A 16886-nucleotide genomic window follows, 5' to 3' on the forward strand; every position below is an offset into this window, starting at 1 on the left:
TTTCGAAGGGGAGGGAGGCGGGACGGGCGGGGGAGGGGAGAGGGATCAGGTGACGGTGGGGCGCTGCCGGAACTCGGGGGCGAGGTGCGCTCCGGTGACGGCGATGTCGCGCAACTCCCGTACCGCGCGCAGTACGTCGGCGTGCGTCACGTACAGGGCGTTGAAGCCGAAGCGGAGCAGGTCGGGGGCGCGCATGTCGCCGATCACGCCCCGGGCGGTGAGCGCGGCGACCAGCGGGTACGCCTCCGGGTGGCGCAGCGCGACCTGGCTGCCCCGGCGCTCCGGTTCGCGCGGGGTGGCCGGGGTGAAGCCGAGGCCGTCGAGGAGCAGGTCGGCGCACTCCTGGAAGAAGCCGGTCAGGGACAGGCTCTTCTTCCGCACGGCGGTCATCTCCACCCCGTCGAAGGCGGTGAGCGCGGCCTCCAGGGCGATCAGGGAGAGCAGGGCGGGGGTGCCGATCCGGGCCCGGGTGACGTCCGCCGCCGGGGTGTACGTCCCCGCCATCGCGAACGGCTCGGCGTGCCCGTGCCAGCCGGTCAGCGGATGGTCGAAGCCCTCCTGGTGGCGGTGGGCGATGTACGCGAAGGCCGGGGCGCCCGGCCCGCCCGACAGGTACTTGTAGCCGCAGCCGACCGCGAAGTCCGCCTCCACCGCGTCCAGTTCGACCGGCAGCGCGCCCGCCGCGTGGCACAGGTCCCAGTGCATCAGGGCCCCGGCGGCGTGCGCGGCGGCGGTGAGCGCGGCCATGTCGTACAGCTCGCCGGTGCGGTAGTCGACCGGGGCGTACGCGGCGACGGCCACGTTCCCCGCCTCGGCGGCCAGCACGGCGGCGGCGTCCCGGGCCGGCACCCGGCGGACGTCGAGGCCGAGGAGCCGGCCCACCGAGTCGGCGATGTACTGGTCGGTGGGGAAGTGGTCCGGGTCGGTCAGCAGCAGCCGGCGGCCGGGGCGCGAACGGGCGGCGGCGAGCAGGGTGTTGAAGAGCTGGACGCTGGTGGAGTCCCCGGCGACGACCTGCCCGGGGGCCGCGCCGACCAGCCGGCCGATCGCGTCGCCGGTCCGCACCGGCGCCTCCCACCAGCCGTTGGCGTTCCAGGAGCGGATCAGGTCGGTGCCCCACTGGCGGTGCACGGCGTCCTCGACGGCCGCCGGGACGGCGGCGGGCAGCGCGCCGAGGGAGTTGCCGTCGAGGTAGACCACCCCGTCGGGGAGGAGGAAGCGGTCCCGGACGGCGGCGAGCGGGTCGGCGGCGTCCAGCGCGGCGGCACAGGCGGTGAGATCGGCGAGGTCGGTCAGCATGCGGGGGCTCCGTGGTCGGAAGAGGAAGGGGCGGCGGCACCGGGCGCGGCACCAGGCACGGCACCGGGCGCGGCACCGGCACCAGGCGTGGCACCGGGCACGGCACCGGCATCAGCACCGGCGCCGGGCGCGGCACCGGCACCCGTCCGGGCGAGGTCCAGGGCGAGGTCCGTGAGCAGGTCCTCCTGCCCGCCGACCAGCCGCCGCCGGCCCGCCTCGACGAGCAGGTCCCGGGTGTCGAGGCCGTACCGGGCGGCCGTCGCCTCCGCGTGCCGCAGGAAGCTGGAGTACACCCCGGCGTAGCCGAGCGTGAGGGTCTCCCGGTCGACCCGCACGGGCCGGTCCTGCGTCGGCCTGACCAGCTCCTCGGCGGCGTCCATCAGGGGGAAGAGGTCGCAGCCGTGCTCCCAGCCCATCAGGTCGAACACCGCGATCACCGGCTCCAGCGGGGCGTTGCCCGCGCCCGCGCCCTGCCCGGCGAGGGAGGCGTCGACGCGGTGCGCGCCCGCCTCCACCGCGACGACGCTGTTGGCGACGCCGAGACCGAGGTTGTGGTGGGCGTGGACGCCGATCTCGGTGGCCGGGTCCAGGACGTCCCGGTAGGCGCGCACCCGGTCCCGCACGCCGTCCATCGTGAGCCGGCCGCCGGAGTCGGTGACGTACACGCAGTGCGCGCCGTACGACTCCATCAGCCGTGCCTGCGCGGCCAGTTCGGCGGGCGGCGCGAGGTGGGACATCATCAGGAAGCCGGAGACGTCCATGCCCAGTTCGCGGGCGAGCGCGATGTGCTGGGCGGACACGTCCGCCTCGGTGCAGTGGGTGGCGACGCGGACCGAGGTGACGCCCAGCGCGTGGGCGCGGCGCAGGTCGGCGGCGGTTCCGATGCCGGGCAGCAGCAGGGTGGTGAGCCGGGCCCGGTCGAGGACCTCGGCGGCCGCCTCCAGCCACTCCCAGTCGGTGTGGGCGCCGGGGCCGTAGGTGACGGAGGAGCCGGAGAGGCCGTCGCCGTGGGCGACCTCGACGGCGTCGACGCCGGCCGCCTCCAGGGCGGCGGCGACGGCCCGCACCTGGTCGAGGGTGTAGCGGTGGGAGACGGCGTGCATGCCGTCCCGCAGGGTGACGTCCTGGACGTAGACCCGGGTCATCGGTTCCCGCTCCGTTCGGCCAGCCGCTCGGCGGTGCGCAGCGCGGCGGCGGTCATGATGTCGAGGTTCCCGGCGTAGGCGGGGAGGTGGTGGGCGGCGCCCTCGACCTCCAGGTAGACCGAGACGAGGAGCCGGGCGCCGCCGCCGAGCCGGACCAGTGGGTCGTCGGCGGCGAGGGTCCGGAACTGCGGCTCCTGCTTGAGCCGGTAGCCGGGGACGTACGCGGCGACCTCGGCGGCCTTCGCGCGCACCGAGTCGGCGATCCGGCCGGTGTCCGCGTCGTCGACGAGGCAGTGCACGGTGTCCCGCATGAGCAGCGCCGGTTCGGCCGGGTTGAGGACGATGATCGCCTTGCCCCGGGCCGCGCCGCCGACCCGCTCCAGGGCGCGGGAGGTGGTCTCGGTGAACTCGTCGATGTTGGCCCGGGTGCCCGGCCCGGCGGACCGGGAGGCGATCGAGGCGACGATCTCCGCGTAGTGGACGGGGGTGACGGCGGAGACGGCGGCGACGACCGGGACGGTGGCCTGCCCGCCGCAGGTGACCATGTTGAGGTTGGGCGCGGCCAGGTGCTCGTCGAGGTTGACGGACGGGACGACGTACGGGCCGACGGCCGCCGGGGTGAGGTCGATCAGGGTCTTCCCGTACGGGGCGAGCGCGGCGGCGTTGCGGTGGTGGGCGGCGGCCGAGGTGGCGTCGAAGACGACGTCGATCCCGTCGAAGCCGTCCAGGGCGATCAGCCCGGCGACGCCGTCGGAGCTGGTGGGCACCTTGAGCCGGCGGGCCCGTGCGAGCCCCTCCGAGTCCGGGTCGATGCCGACCATCGCGGCGGCGGTCACGACCCCCCGGCCACGGAGGATCTTGATGAGGAGATCGGTGCCGATGTTGCCCGATCCGATGACGGCGGCCTTCACCGCACGGCCTCCTTCAGCAGGGGGGTGAGTCCGAAGAAGCGGACGGCGTTGCCGCCGAGGACGGCGTCCCGCTCGGCGGGGGTCAGGGCGCTCTCCCGCACCAGCCGGCCGATGGACTCCTCGCCCAGCGGGAACGGGTGGTCGGAGCCGAGCAGCACCCGCTCCGCGCCCATCACGTCCACCAGGAGCCGCAGCGCCCCCGGGTCGAAGACGGCGGAGTCCACCGCGAAGCGGTCGGTGTAGTGCGACGGCGGGTGCGGGCTGTCGGCGCGCACGATGTCCCGCCGGTGCCAGGCGTTCTCCGCCCGCCCCAGCAGGTACGGGAAGCTGCCGCCGCCGTGCGCGAACAGCAGCCGCAGCGACGCCGGGAGCCGTTCGAAGGCACCGGAGAGGATCAGCGACAGGATCGTCAGGTGCGTCTCGCCCGCCATGCCCGCCAGCCAGGCCAGCATGTAGCGGGAGTGGCGCGGCCCGGCCGGCAGGTCCCACGGGTGGACCAGGACGGCCGCGTCTTCGTGCGCGCAGTGCGCGAGGAATTCGAGGAGGGCGCCGTCGTCGAGGTCGCGGTCGCCGAGGTGGTTGCCGATGTGGACGCCGTGGAAGCCCTCCCGCATCGCCTCGGTGACCATCGCGCAGGCCGCCTCCGTGTCCTGGAGCGGCACCTGGCACAGCGGGGCCAGCCGGCCGGGGGCGTACGCGGCGTACCGCAGCAGGTGCCCGTTGACGGTCCGGCACCAGTCGGCGGCCCGCGCCGCCTCCAGGCCGTAGCCGAACATCAGCGGCGTGCTGGACAGCACCTGCACGTCGACGCCGAGCCGGTCGAGGTCGGCGACGCGGGCGGCCGGGTCCCACAGGGTGCGGCGCACCGGCCGGTACTCGGCGGCCCCGGCCATCATCATCCCGGCGTCGGGGCCGTCGGTGGTGCGCAGCCACGGGCCGTCCTCGGAGCCGGTGATCCGGCGCGACTCGGCGCGGCCGATCTCGGGGAAGACGTGCGCGTGGACGTCGACGACGGTCATGCGCCCGCCTCGTCGCGCCGGGTGCGGGGCCGCAGCTCCTCGGGCCAGTCCTTGCCCGGGTGGAGGGCGCCGCAGTGCCCGCAGGTGCGGGCGGTCTCGTCGGCGTAGAAGGCGGAGAAGACCGGCGGCAGGTCGTCGACGATCGAGGTGAGCTGGACCTCGCTGCGGTGCACCAGGTGGTGGCACCGGACGCAGTACCACTCGAAGGCGTCGCGGTGGCCCTGCGGCCGGGCGAACTCGACGACCAGGCCGATGCTGTCCTCCTCCGGCCGCTGCGGGGAGTGCCGCAGGTGCGCCGGGGCGAGGAAGACGTCGCCCTCGCGGATGTGGATGTCGCGCGGCGGCGCGCCCTCCTCCTCCATCACCCGGAGCACCATGTCGCCCTTGAGCTGGTAGAAGAACTCCTCGATGGGATCGTCGTGGAAGTCGGTGCGGCGGTTGGGGCCGCCGACGACCGTCACCATCAGGTCGGCGTCCTGCCAGATCTGCACGTTGCCGACCGGCGGCTTCAGCAGGTGGCGGTGGTCCTCGATCCACGCCTGGAGGTTGAACGGTCTCATGGTCATCGGTGCTGTTCCTTGTCCTGCGGAAGATGGGCCACCGCGCTGATCTCGATCAGCAGGTGGGGGTGGGGGAGCTGGTGGACGGCGACGGTGGTCCGGGTCGGGCCGGTCTCGTCGAAGTACTCGGCGTAGACCTCGTTGTAGCCGCCGAAGTCGTTCATGCTGACCAGGTACGCGGTCACCGACACCAGGTCGTCCAGACCGCCGCCGGCGGCGGCCAGGATGCCCGCGATGTTGTCGAGGACCGCCCGGGTCTGGGCCCGGATGTCGAGGTCGGTGACGCCCATCGGATCGGCGCTCGCCCCGGTGAAGCCGCCGTCGGGCCGGCGGGAGCTCGTACCGGAGACGAAGACCAGGTCGCCCGCGCGCCGCAGGTGCGGGAAGCGGCCGCGCGGCGGGGCCGCGCCGGGGACGATCACGCCGCCTCCCCGGTGGTGAGGCCGACGGAGCCGAGCCGGGCCACGGTGGCCCGCACGTGTGCCCCGGGCGGCAGCGGTACGGCGGCGGTCGCCGCCCCGGCGAGGACGACAGTCCCCGGGGCGAGCGGACCGGCCAGCCGGGCCGCGGCGGCCAGCGCGCGCAGCGGGTCGCCGAGGATCGCGGCCGTCGAACCGGTCTCGGCCGTGCGTCCGTCCACCTCCAGGACCACGCCCAGGTTGGCCAGGAACCGCAGTCCGCCCGGCTCGCCCGCCGGGGTCCAGGGGCCGAGCGCGTACCCGGCGGCGGAGGTGTTGTCCGCGATCACCTCGGGCAGCGAGAAGCGGAAGCCGTCGTAGCGGGAGTCGATGACCTCCAGGGCCGGGGCGACCGCCGCGACCGCCGCCGCCGGGTCGCCGCCCGGCGCGAGGACCGCGCCGAGCAGGAAGGCGATCTCGGGCTCGACCCGGGGGTGGATGAGGCCGGAGACGTCGTACCGCCCCCCGTCCGGGATCTCCATCCGGTCCGTCAGCCGCCCGTGGATCAGGTCACGGACGCCCATCTGGCGCATCTTCGCGGCGCTGGTGAAGCCCAGCTTCACGCCGGTGGGCCGCTCGCCCCGGGCGAACCGCCGCGCCAGCAGGGCCTCCTGGACGGCGTACGCCTCCGGGGCCGAGGTCAGGCCGCTGCCGCCGCCGGGCAGCGGGCGCGCCTCCAGGGCGGCCGTGTCCAGCGCCTCGGCCAGCACGGCCGGATCGACCGTCGGGGTCGTCGGGGGCGTCAGGGTCATCGGGGCTGTCCTTCCTCGGCGGCGGGCCCGAAGGCCGCGCGCACCGAACCGAGTCCGTCGATACGGGCCTCCAGCACGTCGCCCGGCGCCACGGCCGCCATCGGCCCGAGCGCCCCGGTGAGCACCGTGTCCCCGGCCCGCAGCGGCGTGCCCAGCCGGACGAGGGTGTCCGCCAGCCAGACGGCGGCGTGCAGGGGATGGCCCAGGCAGGCGGTGCCCGCGCCGGTGGAGACGGGCTCGCCCCGCCGCTCCAGCACCATCCCGGCGGTCCGCAGCTCCACGTCCCGCAGGAGCACCGGGCGGGTGCCGAGCACGTACGCCCCGCCGGAGGCGTTGTCGGCGACCGTGTCCACGGCCGTGATGTCCCAGTCGCGGATCCGGCTGCCGACCACCTCGACGGCGGGCAGCGCGAAGCCGGTCGCCCGGATCACGTCGGCCACCGTGTGCCGCTCGTGCGGCAGGTCGTGCTCCAGGACGAGCGCCACCTCGGCCTCGGCCTTCGGCTGGAGCACCGCCCCCCAGGGCAGCTCCGCGCCGTCCGGCACGGCGGTGTCGTCGAAGAGCGCCCCGAAGTCGGGGGTGTCCACGCCCAGCTGCCGCTGCACGGCGGGCGAGGTCAGGCCGACCTTCCAGCCGGTGATCCGGCGGCCCGCGGCCAGCCGCCGCCCGGTCAGCAGGGACTGCACGGCGTAGGCCGCGTCCAGGTCGCCGGCCGGCAGCAGGTCCCGCACGGGGGCGCAGGGCACCCCGGTGCGGCGCGCCCGGTCCAGGCGTTCGGCGGCGGCCTCCACCGCCGTGTCGTCGGGAGTCGTCACAGCTTCACGCACACGTTCATCGGCTCCGAGAAGAAGTCCAGGGAGTGGTCGCCGCCCTCGCGCCCGATGCCGGACGCCTTCACCCCGCCGAACGGGGTGCGCAGGTCGCGCAGGTTCCAGGTGTTGACCCAGGCGATGCCCACGTCGAGGGCGGGGGCGACCCGGTGGGCGCGGCGCACGTCGCCGGTCCACACGGTGGCGGCCAGCCCGTACGGCCCCGCGTTCGCCAGGGCCAGCGCCTCCTCCTCGGTGTCGAACGGCGCCAGGTGCACGACCGGGCCGAAGATCTCGTCCCGTACCGCCGGATGGTCCTCCGGCAGCCCGGCCAGCACGGTCGGCTCCACCCAGAAGCCGCCGTCCCGCTCGTCCCCGAAGCGCGGCGTCCCGCCGCCCGCCAGCACCTCGGCGCCGTCGGCGGCGGCCCGCTCCAGATGACCCAGGACCTTGTCGCGGTGGGCTGCCGACACCATCGGCCCGTACCCGGACAGCTCCTTCGCCCCGGCCGCCAGCGCCGCCGCGAACGCGTCGAACACCGGCCGCTCCACGTACACCCGCTCGGTGCACAGGCAGACCTGGCCGCTGTGGGTGAAGGCGGACCGCAGCGTGCCCGCCACCGCCTCCTCCAGGTCGGCGTCCGCGAAGACGAGCCCCGCGTTCTTGCCGCCCAGCTCGAAGGAGACCGGGGCCAGCCGGTCCGCCGCCGCCCGCATGATCGCCGAACCGGTGCGGGACGCGCCCGTGAAGGCCACGGCGTCCACCCCCGGGTGCTCGGTCAGCCACTGGCCGGCCGCGTCCGGGCCCCGCCCGTGCACCAGGTTGAACACGCCCGCCGGGACGCCCGCCTTCGCCATCACCTCGGCCAGCAGGCAGGCCGTGCCGGGGGTCAGTTCGGACGGCTTGGCGACGACCGCGTTGCCCGTGGCGAGGGCCGGGGCGACCTTCCAGGTGAGCAGCAGCAGCGGCAGGTTCCACGGCGAGACCACCGCGACGACGCCGAGCGGCTTGCGCACCGTGTAGTTCAGCGCGCCCCGCCCGTCGGGCGTCGGGGTGTGCCAGGACCGCTCGCTCCGGCCCGCCAGCAGCTCCGCGTAGGAGCGGAAATTGGCCACCGCGCGGGGGATGTCGACCGTCGCGGCCAGCTCGCGGGGCTTGCCGGTGTCGGCGCACTCGGCGGCGGTGAACTCCTCGAAGCGGGCCTCGATCCCGTCGGCGATCCGGTGCAGCAGCCGCGACCGCTCCGCCGGGCTCCACGCGGCCCACGGCCCGCGCAGCGCCGCGCGGGCCGCCGCCACCGCCCGGTCGACCAGTTCTCGCGACGCCTCCGGCACCGCGCCGACGGTGCGGCCGGTGACCGGATCGACGAGCGGGAGCGGCACGCCGGACGCGTCGAACCCGCCTCCTACGTAATGCCGCACGGGTGAACTCACCTTGCAGACCTCCGTTGCTGGGCCGGGAGCTGTCCGAAACTCGCCCCCGGGGCGTGCCGGTATAGTGCGCCCACCCAGCTATGCCGATCCAATGCCGATCGGTACGAGAGGTATAGCGATCCTGGTATGACACGGTAGCGGGCCCCGGCGCCCGCACCGCTTTCCCGGAAGGAGCCCCCGGCGATGGACCTCCTGGACGGCCGGCTGAAGTTCCGGCACCTGACCCTGCTCATCGCCGTGTACGACCACGGGAGCGTCGTCCGGGCGGCGGAGAGCCTCCACCTCACCCAGCCCGCCGCCACCCGCACCCTGCGCGAACTGGAGGCCGTCGCCGAACTCCCGCTCTTCGCCCGCGTCCCGCGCGGCATGCGGCCCACCGTCTACGGCGAAGCCCTCGTCGGCCACGCCCGCGCGGTGGTCGCCGAGGTCCGGCGGGCCGAGGAGCACCTCACCGGACTGCGCCAGGGCCAGGACGGCACGGTCACCGTGGGCACCCTGCTCGCCGGGGCCAACGTCCTGCTGCCCCGGGCCGTCGCCCGCCTCAAGAAGGAGCGCCCCCGGCTCACCGTCGTGGTCCGCGAGGGCACCCTCGACGTCCTCCACCCGGCCCTGCTCGGCGGCGAACTCGACCTCATCGTCGGCCGGGTCGGCCCCGCCCCCGGCGGCGGCGAGGCGCTGCGGCAGCGGATGCTCTACCGCGAACCCATCCGGCTCGCCGTCCGCGCCGGGCACCCGCTCCTGGCGGAGGGCGCGGCCGGGGGCGCCGTCGCGCTCACCGACGCGCTCGCCCACCCGTGGATCCTGCCGGTCGAGCAGACCGCCCTGCGGCAGGAGCTGGGCGCCCTCTTCGTCGACCGGGGGCTGCCGCTCCCCGCCGACCGGGTGGAGTGCACCTCCATCCTCACCATGCGGGCCCTGCTCCTCCAGACCGACATGGTGGCGCTCCTGCCCGAACTGGTCCTGCGCGACGACGAGCACCTCGCCGCGCTGCCGGTCGAACTCCCCTCGGTGGGCCGCACGGTGGGCGTCACCGAGGCCGCCCACCGCACCCGCACGCCCGCCCTCGAAGCCCTCCTGCGCCACCTCGACGAGGAGGCCGCTCTGCTCCGCGCCAGCCTCGGCACCGGCCCGCCGGAGTGACGGGCCCGGCGCGGAGGGGCCGGACCGGGAGCCGGCCCGGCCCGGCAGCGGGCCCCGCGGATCAGACCGGGAGCCGGGTCAGCAGTCCCGCGAGGTCCGCCGACGGCGGCAGGGTGCCGAAGGCGAGGCCCCGGTCGCCGGCGAGCCGGGACGCGCAGAACGCGTCGGCCACCGCCCCCGGCGCGTACCGCACCAGCAGCGCGCCCTGGAGGACCAGCGCCGCCCGCTCCGCGATCCGCCGCGCGCGCAGCTCGGCGTCCTCGGCGGGCCGCAGCTCGCCCCGCAGCTCCGCCCAGGCCGCGTCCAGCCGCCGGTCCGCCCCGGCCGCCGCCCCCACCTCGGCGGCGAACGCCTCCAGCGCCTCCGGCTCCCGGGCCAGCGCGCGCAGCAGGTCCAGGGCGTTGACGTTCCCGGAGCCCTCCCAGATGCCGTTGAGCGGGGCCTCGCGGTAGAGCCGGGGCATCCCCGACGCCTCGTCGTAGCCGTTGCCGCCCAGGCATTCGAGGGCCTCCGCCACCGCCACCGGCTGCCGCTTGCACACCCAGTACTTCCCGACGGCCGTCGCCAGCCGCAGGAACGCCCGCTCGCCCGCGTCGCCGCGCACCGCCCGGTCGGCGGCGCCCGCCAGCCGCAGCGCGAGCGTCGTCGCGGCCTCCGACTCCAGCGCCAGATCGGCCAGCACGTTGCGCATCAGCGGCTGGTCGATCAGCTTGGCGCCGAACACCGAGCGGTACCGGGCGTGGTGGACGGCCTGCGCGAGCCCGGCGCGGATGCCGGAGGCGGAACCGAGCACGCAGTCCAGACGGGTCATCGTCACCATGTCGATGATGGTGCGCACCCCCCGCCCCTCGTCGCCGACCAGCCAGGCCACCGTGTCGTCGAACTCCGGCTCGCTGCTGGCGTTCGAGCGATTGCCGAGCTTCTCCTTGAGCCGCTGGACGCGGAAGGTGTTGCGGCTCCCGTCCGGCAGCACGCGCGGCACCAGGAAGCAGGACAGGCCGCCCGGCGCCTGCGCGAGCACCAGGAACAGGTCGTTCATCGGCGCGCTGGTGAACCACTTGTGGCCGCGCAGCCGCCAACTCCCGTCCGCCGCCCGCTCGGCCGTCGTTGTGTTGGCCCGCACGTCGCTGCCGCCCTGCTTCTCCGTCATGCCCATCCCGGCGAGCAGCCCGCGCTTGCCGGCCGGGACCCGCAGCCCGGGGTCGTACGTCCGGCTGGTCAGCAACGGCTCGTAGACGGCGGCGAGTTCGGGGGAGCGGCGCAAGGCGGGAACGACCGCGTACGTCATGGAGACCGGGCACAGATGGCCCGCCTCCAGCGTCGAGACGACCATGAAGCCCGCCGCGCGCGCCACGTGCGCGCCGGGCCGCCCGTCCGCCCAGGCCGCGCCCGCGAGCCCCGCGCCCACCGACAGGTCCATCAGCTGGTGGTAGGCCGGATGGAAGTCGACCTCGTCGATCCGGTGGCCGTACCGGTCGTGGGTGCGCAGCTCGGGCTCGTACCGGTTGGCCTGGTCCGCCCAGCGCTGCGCCTCCTCGCCGCCGACGGTCCGGCCGAGCCGGTGCAGCTCCTCCAGGTGCCAGGCCGCGCCCTCGCGCGCCACGCCCTCCAGGAGGACCGGATCGTCGGCGACGTCGTGGCCGGCCAGCGGCGGCGGCTGGTTGACGACCTCGTGGGTGGTGGCGGCGGGACGGCTCTGCGGTGCGGCGGCGGTGGACACGGGCGCCTCCTGAGGACGGCTGTGGACGGCTGTTTCCGAGGTGCGGAAGGAGTGGTCAGGGAGCGCCCGCGCAGCGCAGGGCGAGGGCGGTGAGCTCGGCGAGCAGGGCGTCGGCGGAGGCGCTGCCGGGGGCGCCCAGCGGGTCGACCAGGACTTCGCCGACGGCGCCGGTGAGCGCGGCGGCGGTGATCGCGCCGTTCTGCTCGGGCAGCGTCCCGGCGGCGACGCCCTCGCGGACGACCTCGGCGAACAGCGCGTGGTAGCGGCGCCGGAAGGCGAGCCGCTCGGCGCCGACGGCGGGCTCGGCCGGGGCGGCGAGCAGCGCGTGCGCGAGCCCGGGGTTCTCCAGGGCCCGCCGGGCGAAGACCTCGACGCCCCGCGCCAGCCGCTCGACCGGATCGCCCGGCGCGCGCAGCACCTCGCCGAGCACCTCCACCTCCCGCCCGGCGGCCCGCCGGAAGACCTCCACGGCGAGCGCCGCCTTGGACGGGAAGTGCTGGTAGACCGAGCCGGCCGCGATCCCGGCGGCGTCGGCGACGGCGGTCACGGACGCCTGCGCCCACCCCACCTCGGCGACGACCGAGGTGGCGCGGGCGATCAGGTGCTCCCGGGCGGCTTCGAGCCGGCGGAGCTCGGCGGGTGTCTTCCGATAGGCCACCCAAGAAGTGAACCACCCTTCAGAACTTTGCGCCACGGTCCGGAGGGGTTTCCGGCGGGGCCGTCCTCAGGGGGTGACCGCGATGTTGGTGAGTCCGGCGGTGGCGTTCTTCACCGTGTTGGAGGCGTGGACGACGTTGAGCCGGCCCGCGCACTTCGACGTGGAGGTGATCCGGATCGCGTACGCGCCCGCGCCGCCCAGGTCGGAGGAGTTGTCCCGCCACACGTTCCCGCAGCCGTTGGGGAAGGACGGGGTGGTGGCCGGATTGTGCGTCTCGTAGCCGTTGGCGAAGGTGCCCGGGGCGGCGAACGTGCCGGTGTTGCCCTCGATCAGGTAGTCGACGCCCTTCACGTCGATCCACGAGTCGGCCGAGTTCTGGCCGCTGATCCCGCGCCCGTCGAAGGTGTTGCCCCGGACGACGCCGCCGAAGGTGCCCTCCTTGACGTCGATCGGCTCGGCGGCCACGTTCGGGCCGATCCGGTTGCCCTCGACCCGTACCCGGTCCGAGCGGTCGACGCCGTCCTGGTTGCCGTGGCAGCCCCAGTTCGACCCGGCCGAACCGATGTACACGCCCTCGCCGTACCCCGGCTGGACCAGGCCGGTGGACTCCACCGTCGAGTTCCGCAGCACGCCGTCGGCCGACGAGCGCCGGAAGTGCACGCCCTCCTCGTCGACGTGGTGGACGTACAGGCCGTCCAGCGTCACGTGCGGCGAGGCGTCGAGGACCACGCCCTTCTTCGCGTCCCGGACGGTGAAGCCGGTCAGGTTCCAGTACGGCGCCCGGTACAGCCACAGGCCGTAGCCGGAGTCCCAGCCGTCGGTGGGCGCCGGGCAGGAGGGGCCGCTGCCGGACGGGCCGTCGTTGACGAGGACCGCGTCGCGCGGGCCGGTCAGGGTGATCGGGCGGTCCGCCGCGCCGGGCCGCTGGGCGACGAAGGAGCCCCGGTACTCGCCGGGCGCCATCCGGATCGTCCGGCCGGGTACGGCGGAGGCGAGCGCGGCCCGCAGCTCGGCGGCGGTGGCGACGTCCACCACGGGCCCGGCGGGCGGCCCGCTGGTGGGAGGAGTGGTGGGCGGAGCGGTGGTGGGCGGTGCGGTCGTCGGGGTGGGCGTCGGGGTCGGGGTGCTGCCGCCGCCGCAGGGGGAGCCGTTGACCGTGCAGTTCAGGGGCAGCCCCAGGCCGCTCGCGTTGAAGCCGAAGCCCTGGGTGGCGCCCGGTGCGATCGAGCCGTTCCAGGAGACGTTGGTGAAGGTGTAGTGCCGGCCGCTCTGGGTCTTGGTGGCCGACCAGTGGCTGCTGACCGAGGTGCCCTCCGGCAGGTCGAACTCGACCGTCCAGCCGTTCGCCGGGGCGTCGCCGCCGTTGGCCACGGTGACGTCGGCGCCGTACCCGCTGCTCCAGGTGCCGGCCCGGGCGACCGAGGCGGTGAGGGCGGGGGCGTCGGCGCGGGCCGACGGGGCGAGCAGCCCCGCCGCGATGAGCCCGGCGGCGGCCGTCGCGACGACGGCCGGTGTCGCTCTGCGCATGGTGGATCGTCTCCTCGTGCGGGACGGGGGTGGTGGAGGTCCGGGTCGGTCGGCCCTCGAGAACTCCCTACCCGGATGAATAGGCAGGTTTCCTTACTGTTGTGACCCCGTCAATGGTCCGGACCAGTTCCGTTCGTACGCGCCCCTCCCGCGCGCCGTCTCTTTCCCGCCACCCCCGGCCGGGCCGAGGTGTCGTCCGGCGCGCCCGCGCCCCTACAGTGCGGGGTGATCCCGCGCCACCCCGCGTCACCCCGCGCCCCGGGCGTGCCGCCGCCGAACAGGAGCCGTACCGTGGCCGTTCCCGCACCCCCCGGCCCCCGGCAGGCCCCCGGACCGGAGCCCCGGCCGGTCCCCGAGCTCGACCCCGCCCGGGTCGCGCGCCGGCTCGCGGACGGCGGCGGACTGGTCGACGTCCTCACCGAGGTCCGGGCGGAGACCGGCGGCCTCGGCGCCTTCCGCCTCGACCCCGCCGCCCCGCCCACCGTGCTCGTCACCGGCCCCGACGCCGTCCAGCACGTCCTGGCCCGCCACCCCGAGGGGTACGTCAAGCGGTCCCACCGCGCCCGCGTCCTCATCGGCGACGGCGTCCTCTCCGCCACCGGCGAGGCGTGGCGGCGCCAACGCAAGCTCCTCCAGTCCCAGTTCACCGGACCGGGCATGCGCCGGTACGAGGAGCGGATCACCGCCGCGGCCCGCGTCACGGCCGCCCGCTGGGCCGAACACGCCCGGACCGGACGGGTCTTCGACGTCGGCGAGGAGATGCGCCGCTTCGCCCTCGACACCATCTGGCGGGCCCTCACCGGCCACCCCCTCGACGCCGAGACCGAACGCGAACTCGCCACCGTCGCCGAGGTGATGACGGCGCTGCCCAGCCTGCCCGCCGGCACCGTCGCCGCCCACGGAGCCGTCGCCGGGGGGATCGCCCGCATCGACGCCGTCGCCGACCGGGCCGTCGCCGTCGCGCGGGACGGCGGCGCGGGCCCCGACGGCCCCGGCCTGCTGCGCGTCCTCGTCGAGGCGTCCGCGACCCGCCCCGAGTACACCGACCGGCTGATCCGCGACGAACTCGTCACCCTCCTCATGGCCGGCCACGAGACCACCGCCACCACCCTGACCTGGCTGTACCTCCTCCTCGACCGCCACCCGGAAGCCCGCGAGCAGGCCCTCGCCGCCGGACCCGAGGGCTCCAAGGAACGGCACCGCGCCCTCCAGGCCCTCCTCCACGAGACCCTCCGCCTCTACCCCTCGGCGTGGATCCTGCCCCGCCACGCCGTCGAGGACGACGTCCTCGACGGCCACGCGATCCCGGCCGGCACCGACCTGATCGTCTGCCCCCACCTCACCCACCGCGACCCCGGACTCTGGCCCGACCCCGAGCGGTTCGACCCCACCCGCTTCACCACCCCCGGCCGCCGCCCCGCCCACCCCGGCGCCTACCTCCCCTTCGGCATCGGCCCCCGCGCCTGCCTCGGCCTCCAGTTCGCCCTGCGCGAGTCCACCACCCTCCTCGCCCACCTCCTCCCCGGCCCCGCCCCCCGCTTCCACTCCCTCCCCGACCGCACCTCCTACGGCATCACCGTCCGCCCCGACGGCCCCGCCCCGGCCACTCTCGGCTGACCCACCGGCCGCCCCGGGCCGCTCTGTTACGTTGACGGCCGGTCCCGGTCCCCAGGAGAGGAAGCGTTCCGTCCATGGCTCTCATCCACCGCACCACCATGCGGCCCACCAAGCAGGAGCTCGTCGCGGCGTGGCTGCCGACCCGGGAGTGGTACGTGCCAGGGACGGGAGAGGTCCGGCCGGTGGCGGTCGGCGGTTTCCGGCTCGACGACCCGGCGGGCGAGGTCGGCGTCGAGTTCATGGCCGTCGCCGACGGGGAAGGCCCGGACGCGGTGGTGTACCTGGTGCCGATGACGTACCGGGGCAAGCCGCTCGACGGCGCGGAGGGCGCGCTCATCGGGACCTCCGAGCACGGGGTGCTCGGCACCCGCTGGATCTACGACGGCGCCCACGACCCGGTCCTCGTCGCGCAGGCGTACGCGCTCCTTGCCGGCCGCGCCGCCGCCCAGCACCGGTCCCTCAGCGACACCCCCGACCCCACCGTCACCGCCGTCCTCGACCCGGCCCCCGGCGGGGACGCGGAGGCGCTGGACATCGTCGACGGCGCCGACCGCACCGACGTCCGGCTCCGGACGGACGGGTCCGGGACGGCCCTCGTCCTCCGCTTCCACCGCGTGCTGCGGCCCGCCGAGACCGGGGCAGGGGCAGGGGCCGTCGGGCGGGTCACCGCCGCGTGGACGCCCGGCGGCGGCTCCCCCGTCCGGGGCGACTTCCTCACCGTCCACCCGGTCTGAGGCCGTGATGACGGAGACGGAGGGACGGGAAACCGTACGGATCGGGGTCCTCGCCCCGCTCACCCGCCCCGGCTGGGACGAGGCCGGCCGGCATCTGCTCGCCGGGATCGAAGAGGGCGTCCGCGAGGCGAACGGCGCCGGCGGCGCCGACGGCCGGCCGCTCGAACTCCTCGTCCGGGACACCGCCGCCGACCCGGACCGGGCCGCCGCGGCCGTGGACGAGCTCGACCGGCTCGGCGCGGTCGCGCTGGCGGGGGAGTACCACAGCGTCGCCGCCCGCGCCGCCGCCGCCCGCGCCGACGCCCTCGGCCTGCCCTTCCTCTGCTCCTCGGCCGTCCTCGACGCCCTCACCGACAGCCCCGCGCACGGCGTCGCCCGGCTCGCCCCGCCGCAGTCCCGGGGCTGGCGCGCGTACGGCGACTTCCTCCTCGGCGCGGGCCACCGCCACCTCGCCGTCGCCGCCCAGCCCAGCGTCTACTGGGCCGCGGGCACCCGCCTCCTGCGCGACCACCTCGCCCCGCACGGCGGCACCGTCACCGTCCTCGACGTCCCCGCCCTCGGCCCCGGCGGCGTGTGCGACGCCCTCGCCGGGAGCGACGCCACCGCGCTCCTCCTCCTGGCCGGCCACCCCGAACCGGCCGTGCCGATCGTCCGCGCGGTCCGCCGCGACCCGCGCCTCGCCGGGACGCTGGTCGGAGCCCCCGCCGGGCAGCCCGAGTTCGCCTCCTGGGCCGAACTCCTCGGCACCGACGGCGCCGCCGTCCCCTTCCTGCGCTACCTCCCCGACCGGCTCGGCCCGCTCGGCACCCGCGTGGAGCGCGCCCTGCGCGCCCGGCTCGGCGCCGCGCCCTCCTTCGTCGCCTTCGAGGGGTACGACACGATCGCCGTCCTCGCCGACCTGCTGCGCGCCCACGGCGCGGACCGGGCGGCCGTCGCCCGCGCCTGGCCGGACACCGACACCGAGGGCACCCGGGGCCGGATCCGCCTCGCCCGCACGCCCGGCACCGGCCTGTGGCAGTGGCCGGAGCCGCCGGTCCAGGTCGCCGACCGGGACCCGGCCGACCCCGCCCGCTTCCGGGTCCTGCACACCGGCTGACGGGAGCG

16 protein-coding genes are annotated in these 16886 nt (G+C 75.9%); 4 read left to right on the forward strand and 12 right to left on the reverse strand.

Annotated elements, in window-relative coordinates:
- Positions 1 to 45: 45 nt before the first annotated feature.
- The 9 genes from kynU to IE219_RS10690 are packed head-to-tail and all read right to left on the reverse strand — an operon-like array spanning position 46 to position 8374.
- Positions 46 to 1299 (reverse strand): kynureninase, encoded by a 1254-nt coding sequence (gene kynU, locus IE219_RS10650; RefSeq protein ID WP_189976345.1) that lies wholly within the window; start codon positions 1297 to 1299, stop codon positions 46 to 48.
- Positions 1293 to 2444 carry a 4-hydroxy-2-oxovalerate aldolase gene (gene dmpG / locus IE219_RS10655; protein WP_229849695.1) on the reverse strand — a complete coding sequence of 384 codons (1152 nt, stop codon included), beginning with the start codon at positions 2442 to 2444 and terminating at the stop codon, positions 1293 to 1295. Before dmpG ends, kynU begins: the two co-directional genes overlap by 7 nt.
- Complete coding sequence (locus tag IE219_RS10660; RefSeq protein ID WP_189976346.1) at positions 2441 to 3355, reverse strand: acetaldehyde dehydrogenase (acetylating); 915 nt, start codon at positions 3353 to 3355, stop codon at positions 2441 to 2443. The genes dmpG and IE219_RS10660 overlap by 4 nt, the downstream gene beginning before the upstream one ends.
- On the reverse strand, positions 3352 to 4374 hold the full coding sequence (locus tag IE219_RS10665; protein ID WP_189976347.1) for an amidohydrolase family protein: 1023 nt from the start codon (positions 4372 to 4374) through the stop codon (positions 3352 to 3354). Before IE219_RS10665 ends, IE219_RS10660 begins: the two co-directional genes overlap by 4 nt.
- Complete coding sequence (locus tag IE219_RS10670; protein WP_189976348.1) at positions 4371 to 4940, reverse strand: 3-hydroxyanthranilate 3,4-dioxygenase; 570 nt, start codon at positions 4938 to 4940, stop codon at positions 4371 to 4373. The genes IE219_RS10665 and IE219_RS10670 overlap by 4 nt, the downstream gene beginning before the upstream one ends.
- On the reverse strand, positions 4937 to 5356 hold the full coding sequence (locus IE219_RS10675; protein ID WP_189976349.1) for a RidA family protein: 420 nt from the start codon (positions 5354 to 5356) through the stop codon (positions 4937 to 4939). Before IE219_RS10675 ends, IE219_RS10670 begins: the two co-directional genes overlap by 4 nt.
- A complete protein-coding gene (locus IE219_RS10680; RefSeq protein ID WP_189976350.1) occupies positions 5353 to 6144 on the reverse strand; it encodes a 2-keto-4-pentenoate hydratase in 792 nt (263 codons plus the stop codon). The genes IE219_RS10675 and IE219_RS10680 overlap by 4 nt, the downstream gene beginning before the upstream one ends.
- Positions 6141 to 6959 (reverse strand): 2-keto-4-pentenoate hydratase, encoded by an 819-nt coding sequence (locus tag IE219_RS10685; protein ID WP_189976351.1) that lies wholly within the window; start codon positions 6957 to 6959, stop codon positions 6141 to 6143. Before IE219_RS10685 ends, IE219_RS10680 begins: the two co-directional genes overlap by 4 nt.
- Positions 6956 to 8374 carry a 2-hydroxymuconic semialdehyde dehydrogenase gene (locus IE219_RS10690; RefSeq protein ID WP_229849696.1) on the reverse strand — a complete coding sequence of 473 codons (1419 nt, stop codon included), beginning with the start codon at positions 8372 to 8374 and terminating at the stop codon, positions 6956 to 6958. The genes IE219_RS10685 and IE219_RS10690 overlap by 4 nt, the downstream gene beginning before the upstream one ends.
- A 195-nt stretch (positions 8375 to 8569) precedes the next feature.
- On the opposite strand from IE219_RS10690, the gene IE219_RS10695 reads away from it, so the two are divergent.
- Complete coding sequence (locus tag IE219_RS10695; protein ID WP_189976353.1) at positions 8570 to 9526, forward strand: LysR substrate-binding domain-containing protein; 957 nt, start codon at positions 8570 to 8572, stop codon at positions 9524 to 9526.
- Positions 9527 to 9587: 61 nt separating this feature from the next.
- On the opposite strand, the gene IE219_RS10700 is transcribed toward IE219_RS10695, so the two are convergent.
- The 3 genes from IE219_RS10700 to IE219_RS10710 all read right to left on the reverse strand — a co-directional run bounded on the left by IE219_RS10700 (position 9588) and on the right by IE219_RS10710 (position 13431).
- On the reverse strand, positions 9588 to 11246 hold the full coding sequence (locus IE219_RS10700; RefSeq protein ID WP_189976354.1) for an isovaleryl-CoA dehydrogenase: 1659 nt from the start codon (positions 11244 to 11246) through the stop codon (positions 9588 to 9590).
- A gap of 55 nt (positions 11247 to 11301) precedes the next feature.
- Positions 11302 to 11904 (reverse strand): TetR/AcrR family transcriptional regulator, encoded by a 603-nt coding sequence (locus IE219_RS10705; RefSeq protein WP_189976355.1) that lies wholly within the window; start codon positions 11902 to 11904, stop codon positions 11302 to 11304.
- A 66-nt stretch (positions 11905 to 11970) separates the two neighbouring features.
- On the reverse strand, positions 11971 to 13431 hold the full coding sequence (locus IE219_RS10710) for a cellulose binding domain-containing protein (protein ID WP_189976356.1): 1461 nt from the start codon (positions 13429 to 13431) through the stop codon (positions 11971 to 11973).
- A gap of 291 nt (positions 13432 to 13722) precedes the next feature.
- On the opposite strand from IE219_RS10710, the gene IE219_RS10715 reads away from it, so the two are divergent.
- The 3 genes from IE219_RS10715 (at position 13723) to IE219_RS10725 (ending at position 16878) form a co-directional block, all read left to right on the forward strand.
- The gene (locus IE219_RS10715; RefSeq protein WP_229849697.1) at positions 13723 to 15048 is read left to right on the forward strand and encodes a cytochrome P450; all 1326 of its coding nucleotides are present in this window, start codon (positions 13723 to 13725) and stop codon (positions 15046 to 15048) included.
- A gap of 74 nt (positions 15049 to 15122) precedes the next feature.
- Positions 15123 to 15782: a maltokinase N-terminal cap-like domain-containing protein gene (locus IE219_RS10720; RefSeq protein WP_189976357.1), complete on the forward strand. Its 660-nt coding sequence runs from the start codon at positions 15123 to 15125 to the stop codon at positions 15780 to 15782.
- A 7-nt stretch (positions 15783 to 15789) separates the two neighbouring features.
- A complete protein-coding gene (locus tag IE219_RS10725) occupies positions 15790 to 16878 on the forward strand; it encodes an ABC transporter substrate-binding protein (protein WP_189976358.1) in 1089 nt (362 codons plus the stop codon).
- The last annotated feature ends 8 nt before the right edge of the window (positions 16879 to 16886 follow it).

The organism is Streptomyces termitum, from assembly GCF_014650175.1.
Lineage (GTDB): Bacteria > Actinomycetota > Actinomycetes > Streptomycetales > Streptomycetaceae > Streptomyces > Streptomyces termitum.

Excerpts from the sequence above, each read along its gene's own strand:
- IE219_RS10720 (WP_189976357.1), top strand. The coding sequence starts at position 15,123 with ATGGCTCTCATCCACCGCACCACCATGCGGCCCACCAAGCAGGAGCTC.
- kynU (WP_189976345.1), bottom strand. The coding sequence starts at position 1,299 with ATGCTGACCGACCTCGCCGATCTCACCGCCTGTGCCGCCGCGCTGGAC.
- IE219_RS10680 (WP_189976350.1), bottom strand. The coding sequence starts at position 6,144 with ATGACCCTGACGCCCCCGACGACCCCGACGGTCGATCCGGCCGTGCTG.
- IE219_RS10725 (WP_189976358.1), top strand. The coding sequence starts at position 15,790 with ATGACGGAGACGGAGGGACGGGAAACCGTACGGATCGGGGTCCTCGCC.
- IE219_RS10670 (WP_189976348.1), bottom strand. The coding sequence starts at position 4,940 with ATGACCATGAGACCGTTCAACCTCCAGGCGTGGATCGAGGACCACCGC.
- IE219_RS10695 (WP_189976353.1), top strand. The coding sequence starts at position 8,570 with ATGGACCTCCTGGACGGCCGGCTGAAGTTCCGGCACCTGACCCTGCTC.
- IE219_RS10710 (WP_189976356.1), bottom strand. The coding sequence starts at position 13,431 with ATGCGCAGAGCGACACCGGCCGTCGTCGCGACGGCCGCCGCCGGGCTC.
- IE219_RS10665 (WP_189976347.1), bottom strand. The coding sequence starts at position 4,374 with ATGACCGTCGTCGACGTCCACGCGCACGTCTTCCCCGAGATCGGCCGC.
- dmpG (WP_229849695.1), bottom strand. The coding sequence starts at position 2,444 with ATGACCCGGGTCTACGTCCAGGACGTCACCCTGCGGGACGGCATGCAC.